This is a genomic window from Kutzneria kofuensis (genome assembly GCF_014203355.1).
Taxonomy (GTDB): Bacteria; Actinomycetota; Actinomycetes; order Mycobacteriales; family Pseudonocardiaceae; genus Kutzneria; species Kutzneria kofuensis.
In genome coordinates this window covers 6162286-6176525 of record NZ_JACHIR010000001.1, presented here as the reverse complement: position 1 = coordinate 6176525, position 14240 = coordinate 6162286, and the positions used below count along the sequence as shown (strand labels likewise).

Sequence of the window (14240 nt, the reverse complement as noted above, 5' to 3'; positions counted from 1 at the left end):
CGCTACCCCAACGAGAAGTCAGCAGGCCGAGAACCGCCCGGCCGGGAGCCGCCCGGCCGGGCTCGGTCAGCCGGCCAGGGCCTGCTGGAAGGCCAGCTCGGCGGCGCCGATGATCTTGGCTTCCTTGCCCAGCGGGGACGCCACGATCCGGATGCCGCCGACGGCCCGGCTGACCAGGCTGCGCTCCCGCACGGTCTCGGCGGCCTCGTCGACGACCGCGTCGGGCAGCGCGGCCAGCAGGTCGCCGAGCACGACCAGCTGCGGCCCGAGCAGGTTGACCACGTTGATCAGCCCGAGTCCCAGCCAGTCGGTGAACTCCCGCAGCCGGCTCAGCGCCGCCTGCGGCTCACCGGCCAGCGCCCGGAGCTCGCCGACGACGGCCTCGCGCGGCGAGCCCTCGGGCAGGCCGAGCGCCCGGCACAGGGCGTCCTCGCCGATTTCGGTCTCCCAGCAGCCCTGGCACCCGCAGTAGCAGGGCCGGCCGCCGGGTCGCACGACCATGTGCCCGAGTTCGCCGACGTAGCCGCCGCTGCCGCGTAAGGCGGCCCGCTCGGAGATGACCCCGCCGCCGACACCGACGTCGACCGAGACGAACACCATGTCGGCGGCCTCGGTCGCGACGCCGCGGGTGTGCTCGGCGAGCGCCCCCAGCTCGGCGTCGTTGCCGACCAGCACGGGCCGGTGCAGCGCGGCGGCCAGGCGCTCCCCCACCGGCACGCCCTCCCAGTGCAGGTTGGGCGCCTCGTGCACAAAACCGTCCCGCCGCACGACACCCGGCACGGACACGCCGACCCCGACCGGCTCGGAGCCGATCCGCTCGGCCAGCCGCCGGCAGGCGGTACCGATCTTGGCCAGCAGGTCGTCCGGCGACCCGGTGCCGCGCGGCAGCGTCCAGCCCCGGGTGCCGAGCACCTCGCCGCCGAAGCCGACGGCCGCCACGGTGGTCTGCTCGACGCCGACGTCGACGGCGAGCACCCACAGCGACCGCGGCTGCGGCAGCACCAGCAGCGACGGCCGGCCGGCGCCGGTGCGCTTGGCCGAGACCTGCTCGACCACCACCCCGGCGTCGGCCAGGCCGTCGACCAGCGCCTTGATCGTGCTGCGGTTCAGCCCCAGCTCGGCGGCCAGTTCCGCCCTGGTGCACGGGCCACCGACGTGCAGCCTGCGCAGCAGGGCGGTCCGGTTGTGCCTGCGGACCTCGTCGGGACGTGTACCCGCGGTTGGCGGACCGCTCACCGCACACCCCCTCGTGCCCCTGCGGGACTGCTAGTGACCGGTCGCCTTGGCCCGCCGCCGCGACAGCGCGTCGACGCTGGCGGCCAGCAGCAGCACCACGCCGGTGACGATGCTGACCACGGCCGCGGGCTGGCCGAGCAGGCCAAGGCCGTTGCTGACGATCGCGATCACGAAGCCACCGATGATGGCGTTGGACAGCCGGCCCTTGCCGCCGAACAGCGACGTGCCGCCGATAACCGCGGCGCCGACGGCGAACAGCAGCGTGTTGCCGCCACCGGCGTTCGGGTCGACGGAGCCGACCTTGGACGAGTACACGATGGCGCCGACCGCGGAGACCGTGGAGGCGATCACGAACACGCTCATCCGGATCTTGGGCACGTTGATGCCGGCGCGGCGGGCCGCCTCGGCGCTGCCGCCGACGGCGTAGATGTGCCGGCCGTACTTGGTCCGGTCCAGCACGAACGTGCCCACCACGAGCAGCACCAGGATGATCGGCACCACGTAGGGCACGCCGGCGATGGTGACCCGGTCCGGGTTGGGCGAGCGGTTGAGCGTGAGCAGGTAGGTGGCCACCGCGCCGAGCACGACGACCGCTCCGACCTTGATCAGTACGAGCGTCGTCGGCTGGGCCACGAGGCCGCGGCGGACCCGGCCGAAGTGCCGGTAGAGCACCACGAGCGCGTAGCCGCCCGCGAAGATCAGGAACAGGATCCAGCTGCCGACGGTGCTCAGGTTGTTGTTGGCCACGCCGAACAGCACCGGGTCGTTGCTGATGGACAGCGTGCCGCCGTCACCGATCAGCTTCAGCACCACGCCGCCCCAGGCCAGGAACAGCGCCAGGGTCACGACGAAGGACGGGATGCCGATCTTGGAGATGAGCACGCCGGTGAGGCAGCCGATGACCGTGCCGACGCAGACCGCCAGCAGCATCTCCAGCCACGGGTTCGGCGGCACGCCGAGCAGGAGCAGCAGCACCGCGACGGCGGACAGCACGGCGCCGGGCCAGATGCGCTGCCACACCGAGACCGCGACGGCGATCAGGCCGCCGATGATGAACGCGTAGAAGACGACGTCGCCCATGCCGGACAGCAGATTGCCGCCCTTGACCAGGTGCAGCGCCATCACGGCGGCGGCCACACCGGACGCGGTGCCGGCGGACAGGTCGATCTCGCCGAGCAGCAGCACGAACACCAGGCCCATCGCGATGATGGTGACGCCGGCGCTCTGCGCGAGCAGGTTGGCGAGGTTGTTCAGGGTGAGGAACGTGCTGGACACGGCGGTGAACACGATCAGCAGCACGATCAGGCCGGCCAGCGCCGGCAGCGAGCCGAGCTCGCCGCCGCGGACGCGGTCGACGTAGTCGCGCAGCGCCTGGCCGGTGGAGCGGCTGGTGGTGTCGATGCCGAAGTCGGCGATGGCGGCGTCCTGCTTGTTCGCCGCCGGCTTCTCACTCGGCTTGGGGTCCGACGGCGGGGCGGCGGCAGGTGTGTCAGTCATTGGAAGCGATCCCTTGCAGTTCAGACCGTGGCGACTTCGGGCTTGGCCAGGCCGATGTCGCCGGACCGGCCGGCGGTGATCAGCTCGACGACCTGGGTGTTGGTCAGGTCCTTGGCCGGCAGCTGGGCGACCATCCGGCCCAGGTACAGCGTCGAGATGGTGTCCGCGACCTCGAAGACGTCGTTCATGTTGTGGCTGATCAGGACCACGCCCAGGCCCTGGTCGGCCAGCCGGCGCACCAGGTCGAGCACCTGGCGGGTCTGCGCCACGCCCAGCGCGGCGGTCGGCTCGTCCAGCAGGACGACCTTGCTGTCCCACAGCACGGCCTTGGCGATGGCCACGGTCTGCCGCTGGCCGCCGGACAGCGACGCGACCAGGGTGCGCACCGACTTGACCGTGCGCACCGACAGCGACGCGAGGGTCTCGCGGGCCGCCTGCTCCATGTCGGACTCGTCGAGCATGCCGTAGTTGCCGCGCTCGCGGCCGAGGAACATGTTCTGGACGATGTCGAGGTTGTCGCACAGCGCGAGGTCCTGGTAGACGACCTCGATGCCCAGCGCGGCCGCGTCCCGCGGGCCGTTCACGTGCACCGGCTCGCCGTTGAACAGCACCTCGCCGGAGTCGATGGGGTGGATGCCCGCGATGCACTTGACCACCGTGGACTTGCCGGCGCCGTTGTCGCCGACGAGCGCGGTCACCTCTCCGGGGCGGATCACGAGGTCCACGTCGTGCAGCACGTGGACGGGCCCGAAGCTCTTGTTGATCCCGCGCAGTTCGAGGATCGGCTCGGTCATGGGGGGTGTTCTCCAGACTGTCTGCGCCCGCCCCGGTGGCGGCGGGGTGGTGGGCATGGGAAGCCGCCGCGGCCGGCCCGGGTCGGGGGTCCGGACCAGCCGCGGCGGCGGCCTAGGATGCGGCCGTCAGCGGGTCAGTTGATGCCCGCGGACGCGCAGAGCGGGGCCACGTCGCCGGTGCAGACGTCGCCCTTGGGCACGGCGCCGGCCGCGATGACGTCCTTGACGGTGTCCTTGGTGATCGACTGCGGGTCGAGCAGCAGGGAGGCGACCTCACGCTTGGTCTTCGGGTCGGTGACCTTCTGGTTGGCGACCTTGTCCGCGTCCGCCTTGCTGTTGTTGATCAGGGCGGCGGCCAGATCGGCGGCGGCGTTCGCCTCCTTGTCGATCGGCTTGAACACGGTCATGTACTGGTCGCCGCGCAGGATGGCCTTGAGGCCGTCCGCGGTGGCGTCCTGGCCGGTGACCGGGACCTTGCCGTTGAGGTTGTTCTTCTTCAGCACGGTGATGACCGCGCCGGCCAGACCGTCGTTGGCCGCGAGCACGCCGTCCACGTGACCGCCGTTGGCGGTCAGGAACTGCTCGAAGACCTGGCCACCGGTCTGGTTGTCCCACTTGTCGATGAACTGGCTGTTGACCTTCTTCAGGGTGCCGTTGTCGTACAGCGGCTTGAGCACCTGCTGCTGGCCCTGGTTGAACAGCGTCGCGTTGTTGTCGGTCGGCGCGCCCTCGATCTCGATGACCTGCGCGCCGGCCGGCTTGCCCTTGAGCGCGTCCGCGAGCCCCTGCCCCTGCAGCGTGCCGACCTTCACGTTGTCGAACGAGACGTAGTAGGCGGCGCTGCCACCGGCGTTGAGGCGGTCGTAGTCGATGACCGGCACGCCCTGGGCCTCGGCCTTCTTCTCGACCGCGGCGCCCACGTCACCGGTGGTCGAGGCCAGGATCAGCACCTTGACGCCCTGGCTGAGCATCTGGTCGGCGAGCTGCGAGACCTTCTGGTCGTCACCCTGCGCGTTCTGGATGATCGGGTCGAAGCCCTTGGCCTTGAGCGCCTTCTCCAGCAGCGGGTGGTCGAAGCCCTCCCAGCGGGCGGACGACGCGGTCTCCGGCAGGATGACGCCGACCTTGGCGCCGCTGCCGGCCGTGTTGCTACCCGACGAGCCGGAGCCGCCGCTGCCGCTGCTGCTGTTGGCTCCACACGCGGTGACCGCCAGCGCGAGCCCGGTGCTCGCGGCGAGCACGGCGAGAGTTCTGCTCCGCATCCGGCTGTTCCCTTCATCGTGGCGCGGGTCACTTCGAGGAGCCCGCGAAAATGTTGTGGCGCAGAACATATGCCCCCGAGGCACGGTCGGGAAGGTGGCTGAAGCGGTTAAGTTCGATTCTGGCGACACGATGCGGCAACGACCCGGTAACCGGGAGGCCGCCGCTACACCGAAAGGCCCCCCGCCAACTACGCGTTGTGACTAAAACGGGGGGAGTTGCCGCGCAGTACCTGCACGGTTGGCCGCCGGGCCTGCGCCGGAAGGTTTACCGGCGGCGTCACGGAGAGGTATGAGAGCGCTACCAACAGCCCTGCGGCCATTCGGCCGTGCGGCCTCGTCCGGGTGTCACCACGAACCCGGAGTCACCACGAACGCAGCGTGGCGATGCGCTCCTCGAGCTGCTCGACCGAGGCCATCGCCGTGGGCGGGCCGCCGCAGTAGGCGCGCAGCTCGCTGTGGATCTTGCCGTGCGGCTTCTTGGTGCGGTGGTGGTGCATCGACACCAGCGTGTTCAGCTCGCGCCGCAGCTCGGCCAGCCGCTCCTGGGTGGTACGGGGGCGCGCGGGCTGCGGCGCCGGCTCCGGCTCGGCGGCCTTGCGCGCCGACACGTCGGCCAGCTGCTTGGCCTGCCGCTGCCGCAGCAGCGTACGCACCTGATCGGGCTCCAGCAGGCCGGGCAGGCCCAGATAGTCCTGCTCCTCGGCGGTGCCGACCATGGCCGCGGTGCCGAACGAGTTCCCGTCGAAGATCAGCTGGTCCAGCTCGGCCGAGGCGCCCAGCGAGGTGTAGCCCTTCTCCTCCTCGCCGTCCTCGTCCTTGGTGCGGTTGGCGTCCTTCAGGAGTTCGTCGTCCCAGCCGTCCTTCTCGCGGTGCGGCTTGCCGAGCACATGGTCGCGCTCCGCCTCCAGCTCGGCCGCCAGCTGCAGCAGCACGGGGACGCTCGGCAGGAACACACTGGCCGTCTCGCCGGGGCGCCGGGACCGCACGAAGCGGCCGATCGCCTGCGCGAAGAACAGCGGCGTGGACGAGCTGGTCGCGTACACACCGACGGCCAGCCGCGGCACGTCGACGCCCTCACTCACCATCCGGACCGCGACCAGCCAGCGGGCCTGGCCCGCCGAGTACTCGGCGATCCGGCCGGTGGCCTTGGGGTCGTCGGAGAGGACGACCGTCGGCTCCTCGCCGGTGAGCTGCGTGATGATCGCCGCGTACGCCTTGGCCGACTCCTGGTCCGAGGCCAGCACCATCGCGCCGGCGTCCGGGATGGACTGGCGTACCTGGTTCAGCCGCTGGTCGGCGGCGCTGATCACGGACGGCATCCACTCGCCGGTCGGATCGAGCGCGGTGCGCCAGGCCCGGGCGGTCTGCTCCTGCGTCAGCGGTTCACCCAGTCGGGCGGTGAATTCCTCGCCCGCGCCGGTCCGCCAGCTCGCCTCGCCCGAGTAGGCCAGGAACAACACCGGCCGGACCACGCCGTCGCGCAGCGCGTCGGCGTACCCGTACGAGTGATCCGCGCGGCTGCGCATCTGGCCGGCGCCGTCGGGCTCGTAGTTGACGAACGGGATCGGGCTGTCGTCGCTGCGGAACGGGGTGCCGGTCAGCGCCAGCCGGCGCACCGCCGGCGTGAACGCCTCGCGGATCGCGTCACCCCAGGACTTCGCGTCGCCGCCGTGGTGGACCTCGTCCAGGATCACCAGCGTCTTGCGGTTCTCCGTGCGCACGCGGTGCAGCGTCGGATGGGCCGCGACCTGGGCGTAGGTGACGGCGACGCCGTTGTAGTCGTTCGAGGTCTGGCCGGCGCCGTTGCGGAAGTTCGAGTCGATCGCGATGCCCGCCTCGGCGGCCGACTTCGCCCACTGGTGCTTGAGGTGCTCGGTCGGCGTGACGATGGTGACACGCTCGACCGTGCGGTCGGCCAGCAGCTCGGCGGCCACCCGCAGGCCGAAGGTGGTCTTGCCGGCGCCAGGGGTGGCGACCGCGAGGAAGTCCTGCGGCTTGGTGGTCAGGTACTTGGTCAGCGCGCGGCGCTGCCAGGCCCGGAGCGGTCGTGCGGCGGTTGTCGTGGGGTTGAGGGTGTCCGTCAACTCCGTTCACCCTCCCTAGCTGCGACAACCGGCCGATGACGTGCGAATGCCCTCACGGTGGGGTTCCCTGAGGGCTGATGGCAGCTTACCCAACCCGCCCCGGACGCACCGCTCGACGGGATGTGCCGATGGCCACCAGATGACGTTTCGGGGGGTAGCCCAGCCGAGGATCCCGTGATGCCGCATGCTTTGGGGTGCCATGGGTCAGCAGCCTGAGCAGGACACCGGCGCGGTCGCACCCGCCAAGCGGGGGCCGTGGCGGCTCGCGGTGCGCACGGCGAGCAAGGCCTGGTTCGGCGACATCTTCTCGGAGGCCGCGGAGGCGGCGTTCTGGCAGACGCTGTCCCTGCCGCCGCTGCTGCTGGGTCTGCTCGGCTGCCTGAGCTTCGTCGGCGACTGGTTCGGGCCGCAGATCGTCACCGCCGTGCAGTCCAAGATCCTTTCGTTCTGCCACACCATATTCAGTCCGAACGTCGTTGATCAAATCATCGCCCCGACGGTGGTGAGCATCCTCACCGGCGCGCACACCGAGGTGGCGTCGATCGGCTTCCTGATCTCGCTGTGGGCCGGCTCGTCGGCGATGGCCTCGTTCGTGGACGCGATCACCGCGGCGTACGGGCAGCACGACGTGCGGCATCCCGTGTGGCAGCGCATCTTCGCGCTGTTCATGTACATCGTCGGGCTGGTGCTGGCGGTGATCGGGCTGCCGCTGCTGGCGCTGGGGCCGGACCTGCTGGCCACCGTCGTGCCCGGGCAGTGGCGGCCGCTGGTGCAGCAGCTGCTGAGCACGTTCTACTACCCGGTGATGGCGGTGCTGCTGGTGCTGGCGCTGACCACCCTCTACAAGGTCGCGCTGCCGCGGAAGCTGCCGTGGCACCGGGGGCTGCCGGGCGCGGCGCTGGCGATGGTGATGTTCCTGCTGTCCAGCATCGGGCTGCGGCTGTACATCGGGTGGATCACCACCACCGGCTACACCTACGGGGCGCTGGCCACGCCGATCGCGTTCCTGCTGTTCACGTTCTTCATCGGCATGGCGATCATCGTCGGCGCGCACTTCAACAGCGCGATCGAGGAGTTCTGGCCGGCCAAGATGACCCGGCGGCAGCGGCGGAAGTGGCGGCGGCTGGAGCTGGAGCGGGCCGCGGTGAAGATCCGGGCCGGCGAGCAGGCGCGGGCGTGGCTCGACGCGCAGCCGGAGTCCAAGGACGCCAACGGAACCGAGCCGCACGACGGCGTCACCGAGAAGTGGCAGGCTCCGTCGCCCGCCGACGTCAACGACACCGAGGTGTTGCGGCGTCCGTCGGCGGAGCGGCAGAACTAGCGGCGGGGAACTCGCCCCGCGCGGCGCCTACTCGGCCATCGCCTCGTAGATCTTCTTGCACTCCGGGCAGACCGGCGAACCGGGCTTCGGCGACTTGGTGACGGGGAACACCTCGCCGCACAGCGCCACCACGTGCGTGCCCATCACGGCGCTCTCGGCGATCTTCGCCTTGCGCACGTAGTGGAACATCTTCGGCGTGTCGTCGCCGGTGGTGTCGGTGCCTTCCGGCCGGGTGTCGGTGTCGGGCAGCGTCTGGGTCATCGGGCTCACTCATTCATGATGCCTGATACACGCAGGACGTCGGAACGGGAGACGATGGGTACACAACCGCAGGTCAGCGCCGAGGTGGCGGCCGCTATCGCCGAGGGCGGGGCGGTGGTGGCGCTGGAGAGCACGATCCTGGCGCACGGGCTGCCGCCGGGCCGCAACCGCGAGGTCGCGGACCGGGTGGAGCAGGTCGTCCGGGACGCCGGCGCGGTGCCGGCGACGATCGCGGTGCTGGACGGACGGCCGGTCGTCGGCCTGGACGGCAAGCAGCTGGACCGGGTGTGCGACCCGGCGGCGGGGCTGGTGAAGCTGTCGCGACGGGACCTGGGGCCGGCGATCGCGCTGGGCCGGGACGGGGCGACGACGGTGGCCGGCACGGCGTCGATCGCGGCGCGGGCGGGCATCGGGGTGTTCGCGACCGGCGGTCTCGGCGGCGTGCACCGGGGCGCGGCGGAGAGCTGGGACGTGTCGGCCGACCTGGGCGTGCTGGCCGAGACGCCGGTGCTGGTGGTGTGCTCGGGCGTGAAGTCGGTGCTGGACATCGGGGCGACGCTGGAGCTGCTGGAGACGAGCTCGGTGCCGGTGCTGGGCTACCGGACGGACCGGTTCCCGGCGTTCTACCTGCGTGAGTCGGAGTTCGGCGTGCCGTGGCGGGTGGACGACCCGGCCCAGGCGGCCGCGGCCGTGCGGGCGCATCGGGAGCATGCGCCGGGTCAGGCCGGCGTGCTGCTGGCCAACCCGGTGCCGGTGGAGCACGAGATGGACCGTGAGCTGCACGACCGGCTGCTCGCCGAGGGGCTGGAGCTGCTCGTCACGCGGAACGTGCGGGGCAAGGACGTCACGCCCGTGCTGCTGGAGCACTTCCACTCGGCCAGCGGGGGCGTGAGCCTGGACACCAACGAGCAGTTGGTGCTGTCCAACGCGCGGCTGGCCGCCGCTGTGGCTGTTGAGCTGGGGCAGGCGGAGCTGGCTCGATGACGGTCATCGTGGTCGGCGACGCCGCCCTGGACGTCGTCGCCCGGCACCACAGCCCGATCGCGCACGCCGGCGACTCCCGTGCGGACATCGCGCTGGCGGTCGGCGGGGCGGGTGCGAACACTGCGGCGTGGCTGGCGTCGTTCGGCGTCGACACCGTGCTGGTCGGGCGGGTCGGCGACGACATGGCCGGCCGGCAGGTCCGGTCGGAGCTGTCGTCGGCCGGCGTGCGCTGCGCCCTGGCCACCGACCGGACCGCCCCGACCTGCTGCGTCGTCGTGCTGGTCGACGGTGACGGCCAGCGCAGCATGCTGGCCGACCGGGGCGCGAACGCGCGGTTGGAGGGCTCGGACCTGACCGTCAACCTGCTGGAGACGGCCAGTCATCTCCACCTGTCCGGCTACGTGCTGCTGGATCCGGCCTCGCGGAACGCCGGCCTGGAGATGCTCGCGGCGGCGCGCGGGGCCGGGCTGACGACATCCGTGGACCCGCAGGCGGCGTTGCACATCGTCACGCAGGGGGCGGAGACGTTCCTGGCGATGGTGGCCGGCGTGGACCTGCTGCTGCCGAACGCCGAGGAGCTGGCGGCGCTGACCGGCTCGCGGGACCCGTCGGCCGCCGCGGCGCTGTTGGACCACGTCGGGGCCGTCGCCGTGACGACCGGGCCGGACGGGGCCAGTTGGGTCGACCGTGTCGGCCGCTGGGACGTGCCGGCGGCCCCCGCGACCTGCGTGGACTCGACCGGCGCCGGGGACGCGTTCGACGCCGGGCTGCTCGCGGCGTGGCTGCGCGGGCAGCCGCCGCTGGAGGTGCTGCGGGCCGGGGTGGCGGCGGGGTCGAAGGCGGTGTCCCGGGTCGGGGCCCAGCCGTCCTGACACAGCTGTTCGAGCCGGCGGTCCGCCGCCGGCTCGACGCCCGGCCTCAGCCCCCGATGGCGCGGGGCGGGGCCGGCGGTTCCTTGCCGTCCGCCGGGGTGTCGTCCGGCGAGACCTCGCGGGCCAGCGCCCGGCGGGCGGCCTTCTCCGCGTTGTAGCGGTTGATCTCCTCCTGCTTGCGCGGCGGCCGGTCGTTGGCGATCAGCACGGCCACCCACGGCAGCGGGATCGACAGCACCAGGAACAGCAGCGCCAGCCACCAGACGTTGATGAACACGACGGCCAGCAGCAGGCACGGGATGCGCATCAGCATCATGATCGTGTACTTGCGCTTGCGTGCCCGGGCCTGGTCCGCGTACGAGGGCGCGGCCCCGGTGATCAGTACCGGTGTGTCGTCCCGGTCAGAGCCCTTCACGACACCACCTCTCTGCTTGTGCCGCGAGTACCTCGCGGGGCGAGGTCGCTCTGATCCGGTCCCTTCCCTTGTCTCAGGTCGATCGATGGAAAGACTCGATCGACCTGAGCCCGCGGTCCAGGCACCGGCGCGACCTCGCGCGTGGCTCTATCGTAGGCCCCGCTGCCCCGTGCAAACATTCCGGTCGTGTTTTCCGACAAGTTCTGTGACCAGCTGCGGGACGCCTTCCGCGAGGCCCGCTACGAGCCGGACGCGGTCGTCGACCTGCTGGGCGCGCAGGCGCACGCGGCGCTCGGCCGCGGCGAGCCGGAGCCGGCCCGTCGGGCCAGCGCCGACGCGGGTCCGCTCGGCACCCTGATCCGGCTGTTCCTGCTCGGCGACAGCGAGTCAGCGACAGAAACGCAAGCGGCGCTGGGAACGCTGTCCGTGGCCGAAGCCGTGGCGGAGGGCCTGCTGCGCGAGGACGGCGGGAACCTGCGCGCGGATCTGGACGTTCGACCGTACGGAGACGATCAGGGTTCCTGGTGGGTGGTGTCGGACCAGGACTCCGACCTGCGCGGCGCACCCGTCGGCCCGGACCACGTCCTCGGCGTCGGACACGCGTCTCTGAGCCTTGCTCGCGCGACGGCGCGACGGCCCGTGGGGACGCTGCTGGACCTGGGCACCGGCTGCGGCGTGCAGGCGCTGCACGCCGCCCGCCACGCCCAGCGCATCACCGCCACCGACCTGTCCGAACGGGCGCTTTCCCTTGCCTCGGCGACATTCCGTCTCAACGAGCTCGACGTCGAGCTGGCCCGCGGCGAGTGGTTCCAGCCCGTCGCCGGCCGCCGCTTCGACCAGGTCGTGTGCAATCCCCCGTTCGTCGTCGGGCCGGCCCGCGTCGACTACACCTACCGCGACTCCGGGCTGGCCGGCGACGACGCGAGTGCCCTGGTGGTGCGGCAGTTGCCGGCGTTTCTCAACGAGGGCGGGGTCGGCCAGCTGCTCGCGTCGTGGGTGCACCGCAAGGGCGAGGACTGGACCGACCGGGTCGCGTCCTGGCTGCCCCGCGGCGGGGTCGACGCCTGGTTCGTGCAGCGCGACGTGGCCGAACCGACCCTCTACGTGGGCACCTGGCTGCGCGACGCCGGCATCGACCCGCGGTCCGCGGAGGGCCGGGCGAAGGCGTCGGCGTGGCTGGACTGGTTCGAGGCCAACGACGTTCTCGGTGTCGGCTTCGGTTTCGTCACGCTGCGTCGCACCTCGTCGGCGCACCCCGAGATCGTCTGCGAGGACCTGCGGCACGCCTTCGACGACCCGCTGGGGCCGGAGGCCGCGGCCTGGCTGGATCGTGTGAGTTGGTTGCGGGAGCACGGTTCCGCCGAGGAACTGCTGGCGACGCGGTTCCTGGTGCCGCCGACCGTGATGCTGGAGGAGGTGTCGCAGCCCGGCGACGAGGGCTGGCAGTCGGTGGTGCGGCGGCTGCACCGCACCGACGGTCCCGGTTGGCAGCACGAGGTCGACGAGCTGGCGGCCGCGCTGCTCGCCGGTTGTCGCGGGGCGCTACCGCTGGGTGACCTCTTGCACCTGTTGGCGTACGGGCACGGCCAGTCGGTCGACGACCTCGTGACAGCGGCGCTGCCGATCGTGCGCGATCTGGTGCGGCACGGCATGGTCGTGCCCGCATGAGGGCTGTTGTCATGCGCGTGACAAGGGCGAGCGTCACCGTCGGCGACGAGGTCGTCGGTGAGATCAAGGAGCCGGGTCTGTTGGTGCTGTTGGGGATCACCCACACCGACGGCGCCGAGCAGGTCGACACCATGGCGCGGAAGCTGCACGAGCTGCGGATACTCGACGACGAGCAATCCTGTGCCAGCACTGGGGCTCCGCTGCTCGTGGTGAGCCAGTTCACGTTGTACGGCGACACCAGGAAGGGCCGCCGTCCAACGTGGACGAAGGCCGCGCCCGGCTCGGTCGCCGAGCCGTTGGTGGACGCGGTCGTCGACGCGCTGCGTGCGCGGGGCGCCACCGTGGCCACCGGTCGGTTCGGCGCCGACATGGCGGTGGAAAGCGTGAACGACGGTCCGTTCACGGTGCTCGTCGAAGTGTGATGATTCCGGGGTTTCCTGGCCTTGGAAACGTATGGACCGCCGATTCGGTTCAGTCGTCCAACATGGACTTCACGTTTCACCGGGACGGTTGCCGGCTGAACGGGTGGAGGTGGCCCTCTCTCAGGGAAACCTCAGGTTCTCAGGGCAACCGCTCCGGGCGTGGAGACGTCATGAGTGGTGAGAAGACGGGAACGATTTCGCCATCGCTCGCGTTTTCCCAGTGTCCAGCCAGCAAGCGCAAGGCATTCCCGACTCGGGTGCCTCGCCCGAAAGGCTCGCCGCGCAACGCAGCGCCGGTGTGTGACGCGACAACACACCAGCCCGCGACCGGGGAGGGAGCACCGTGACCGTCCCACAGACCATCGACCAGGAGATCGGCCCCGAAGCAGATCTCGACGCCCAGGGGCCCGCCGCCGACCTGGTGCGTGTGTACCTGAACGGCATCGGCCGGACCAAGCTGCTGACCGCCGAGCAGGAGGTGGCGCTGGCCAAGCGGATCGAGGCCGGCGTGTTCGCCCGGCACATGCTCGAGACCGCCAGGGTGCTGGACGCCACCAGGAAGTCCGAGCTCACCCAGCTGGTGCGGGACGGCGAGCGGGCCAAGAACCACCTGCTGGAGGCCAACCTCCGGCTCGTGGTGTCGCTGGCCAAGCGCTACACCGGCCGGGGCATGCCGCTGCTCGACCTGATCCAGGAGGGCAACCTGGGCCTGATCAGGGCCGTCGAGAAGTTCGACTACACCAAGGGCTTCAAGTTCTCCACGTACGCCACGTGGTGGATCCGCCAGGCCATCACCCGCGGCATGGCCGACCAGGGACGCACCATCCGGCTGCCCGTCCACCTGGTGGAGCAGGTGAACAAGCTGGCCCGGATCAAGCGGGACCTGCACCAGCAGCTCGGGCGCGAGGCCACCACCGAGGAACTGGCCAAGGAGGCCGGCATCGCCCCGGAGAAGGTCGCCGACCTGCTCGACCACTCCCGGGACCCGGTGAGCCTGGACATGCCCGTCGGCACCGACGAGGACGCCCCGCTGGGCGACTTCATCGAGGACGCCGAGGCCACGGACGCCGAGAGCGCCGTCATCTCCGGCCTGCTGCAGGACGACCTCCGCCGCGTGCTGGCCACGCTGGACGAGCGGGAGCAGTCGGTGATCCGGCTGCGCTACGGCCTGGAGGACGGCCAGCCCCGCACCCTCGACCAGATCGGCAAGCGGTTCGGGCTGTCCCGGGAGCGGGTGCGCCAGATCGAGCGTGAGGTCATGTCCAAGCTGCGGCAGGGTGACCGGGCCGAACGGCTGCGTGCGTACGCCAGCTGAATCGTGTTGAGGCCGCGCGTACCGCGCGGGGCAGACATCGGCGGAGCCTCGCCCGAACAGCCGTCTTGACTTGTGATCTGCGTCACGGCAAAGTTTGTCCGCACAACAG

Annotated in this window: 13 protein-coding genes; 6 read left to right on the top strand and 7 right to left on the bottom strand. The window is 71.2% G+C overall.

Translation table 11 applies throughout. The features are described 5' to 3' along the window. Window positions 1–66: 66 nt before the first annotated feature. The 5 genes from BJ998_RS28565 to BJ998_RS28545 all read right to left on the bottom strand — a co-directional run bounded on the left by BJ998_RS28565 (window position 67) and on the right by BJ998_RS28545 (window position 6873). Entirely contained in the window at window positions 67–1236 is a 1170-nt protein-coding gene (locus BJ998_RS28565; protein WP_184866453.1) for an ROK family protein, read from the bottom strand. Between the two features lie 30 nt (window positions 1237–1266). Beyond that, window positions 1267–2733, bottom strand: coding sequence for a sugar ABC transporter permease (locus BJ998_RS28560; RefSeq protein ID WP_184866452.1), 1467 nt, complete (start codon window positions 2731–2733; stop codon window positions 1267–1269). A gap of 20 nt (window positions 2734–2753) precedes the next feature. Further along, entirely contained in the window at window positions 2754–3527 is a 774-nt protein-coding gene (locus BJ998_RS28555) for an ATP-binding cassette domain-containing protein (RefSeq protein ID WP_184866451.1), read from the bottom strand. Window positions 3528–3661: 134 nt separating this feature from the next. Beyond that, window positions 3662–4789 (bottom strand): sugar ABC transporter substrate-binding protein, encoded by a 1128-nt coding sequence (locus BJ998_RS28550; RefSeq protein WP_184866450.1) that lies wholly within the window; start codon window positions 4787–4789, stop codon window positions 3662–3664. A gap of 362 nt (window positions 4790–5151) precedes the next feature. Beyond that, window positions 5152–6873 carry a DEAD/DEAH box helicase gene (locus BJ998_RS28545; protein WP_184866449.1) on the bottom strand — a complete coding sequence of 574 codons (1722 nt, stop codon included), beginning with the start codon at window positions 6871–6873 and terminating at the stop codon, window positions 5152–5154. A 199-nt stretch (window positions 6874–7072) separates the two neighbouring features. Between BJ998_RS28545 and BJ998_RS28540 the strand changes: the two genes are divergently transcribed. Beyond that, window positions 7073–8194, top strand: a complete 1122-nt coding sequence (locus tag BJ998_RS28540) for a YihY/virulence factor BrkB family protein (protein WP_184866448.1) — start codon at window positions 7073–7075, stop codon at window positions 8192–8194. 27 nt (window positions 8195–8221) lie between these two features. On the opposite strand, the gene BJ998_RS28535 is transcribed toward BJ998_RS28540, so the two are convergent. Next, the gene (locus tag BJ998_RS28535; protein ID WP_184869003.1) at window positions 8222–8455 is read right to left on the bottom strand and encodes a DUF3039 domain-containing protein; all 234 of its coding nucleotides are present in this window, start codon (window positions 8453–8455) and stop codon (window positions 8222–8224) included. 54 nt (window positions 8456–8509) lie between these two features. Here BJ998_RS28535 and BJ998_RS28530 point away from each other — a divergent pair, with 54 nt between their 5' ends. Both BJ998_RS28530 and BJ998_RS28525 read left to right on the top strand, forming a co-directional pair. Next, window positions 8510–9439: a pseudouridine-5'-phosphate glycosidase gene (locus tag BJ998_RS28530; protein WP_184866447.1), complete on the top strand. Its 930-nt coding sequence runs from the start codon at window positions 8510–8512 to the stop codon at window positions 9437–9439. Continuing rightward, window positions 9436–10311, top strand: a complete 876-nt coding sequence (locus BJ998_RS28525; RefSeq protein WP_184866446.1) for a carbohydrate kinase family protein — start codon at window positions 9436–9438, stop codon at window positions 10309–10311. The genes BJ998_RS28530 and BJ998_RS28525 overlap by 4 nt, the downstream gene beginning before the upstream one ends. Window positions 10312–10357: 46 nt before the next feature. Here BJ998_RS28525 and BJ998_RS28520 read toward each other — a convergent pair whose 3' ends face one another. Then, window positions 10358–10726, bottom strand: coding sequence for a DUF3099 domain-containing protein (locus BJ998_RS28520; protein ID WP_184866445.1), 369 nt, complete (start codon window positions 10724–10726; stop codon window positions 10358–10360). A 186-nt stretch (window positions 10727–10912) separates the two neighbouring features. Here BJ998_RS28520 and BJ998_RS28515 point away from each other — a divergent pair, with 186 nt between their 5' ends. The 3 genes from BJ998_RS28515 to BJ998_RS28505 all read left to right on the top strand — a co-directional run bounded on the left by BJ998_RS28515 (window position 10913) and on the right by BJ998_RS28505 (window position 14131). Further along, a complete protein-coding gene (locus tag BJ998_RS28515) occupies window positions 10913–12394 on the top strand; it encodes a DUF7782 domain-containing protein (protein WP_376775924.1) in 1482 nt (493 codons plus the stop codon). After that, window positions 12391–12816, top strand: a complete 426-nt coding sequence (gene dtd, locus BJ998_RS28510; protein WP_184866444.1) for a D-aminoacyl-tRNA deacylase — start codon at window positions 12391–12393, stop codon at window positions 12814–12816. The genes BJ998_RS28515 and dtd overlap by 4 nt, the downstream gene beginning before the upstream one ends. Window positions 12817–13159: 343 nt before the next feature. Further along, entirely contained in the window at window positions 13160–14131 is a 972-nt protein-coding gene (locus tag BJ998_RS28505; RefSeq protein ID WP_184866443.1) for a sigma-70 family RNA polymerase sigma factor, read from the top strand. Window positions 14132–14240: the final 109 nt, after the last annotated feature.

Coding starts and splice junctions, on each gene's coding strand:
- BJ998_RS28560 (WP_184866452.1), bottom strand. CDS start 2,733: ATGACTGACACACCTGCCGCCGCCCCGCCGTCGGACCCCAAGCCGAGT.
- BJ998_RS28555 (WP_184866451.1), bottom strand. CDS start 3,527: ATGACCGAGCCGATCCTCGAACTGCGCGGGATCAACAAGAGCTTCGGG.
- BJ998_RS28550 (WP_184866450.1), bottom strand. CDS start 4,789: ATGCGGAGCAGAACTCTCGCCGTGCTCGCCGCGAGCACCGGGCTCGCG.
- BJ998_RS28540 (WP_184866448.1), top strand. CDS start 7,073: ATGGGTCAGCAGCCTGAGCAGGACACCGGCGCGGTCGCACCCGCCAAG.
- BJ998_RS28535 (WP_184869003.1), bottom strand. CDS start 8,455: ATGACCCAGACGCTGCCCGACACCGACACCCGGCCGGAAGGCACCGAC.
- BJ998_RS28530 (WP_184866447.1), top strand. CDS start 8,510: ATGGGTACACAACCGCAGGTCAGCGCCGAGGTGGCGGCCGCTATCGCC.
- BJ998_RS28525 (WP_184866446.1), top strand. CDS start 9,436: ATGACGGTCATCGTGGTCGGCGACGCCGCCCTGGACGTCGTCGCCCGG.
- dtd (WP_184866444.1), top strand. CDS start 12,391: ATGAGGGCTGTTGTCATGCGCGTGACAAGGGCGAGCGTCACCGTCGGC.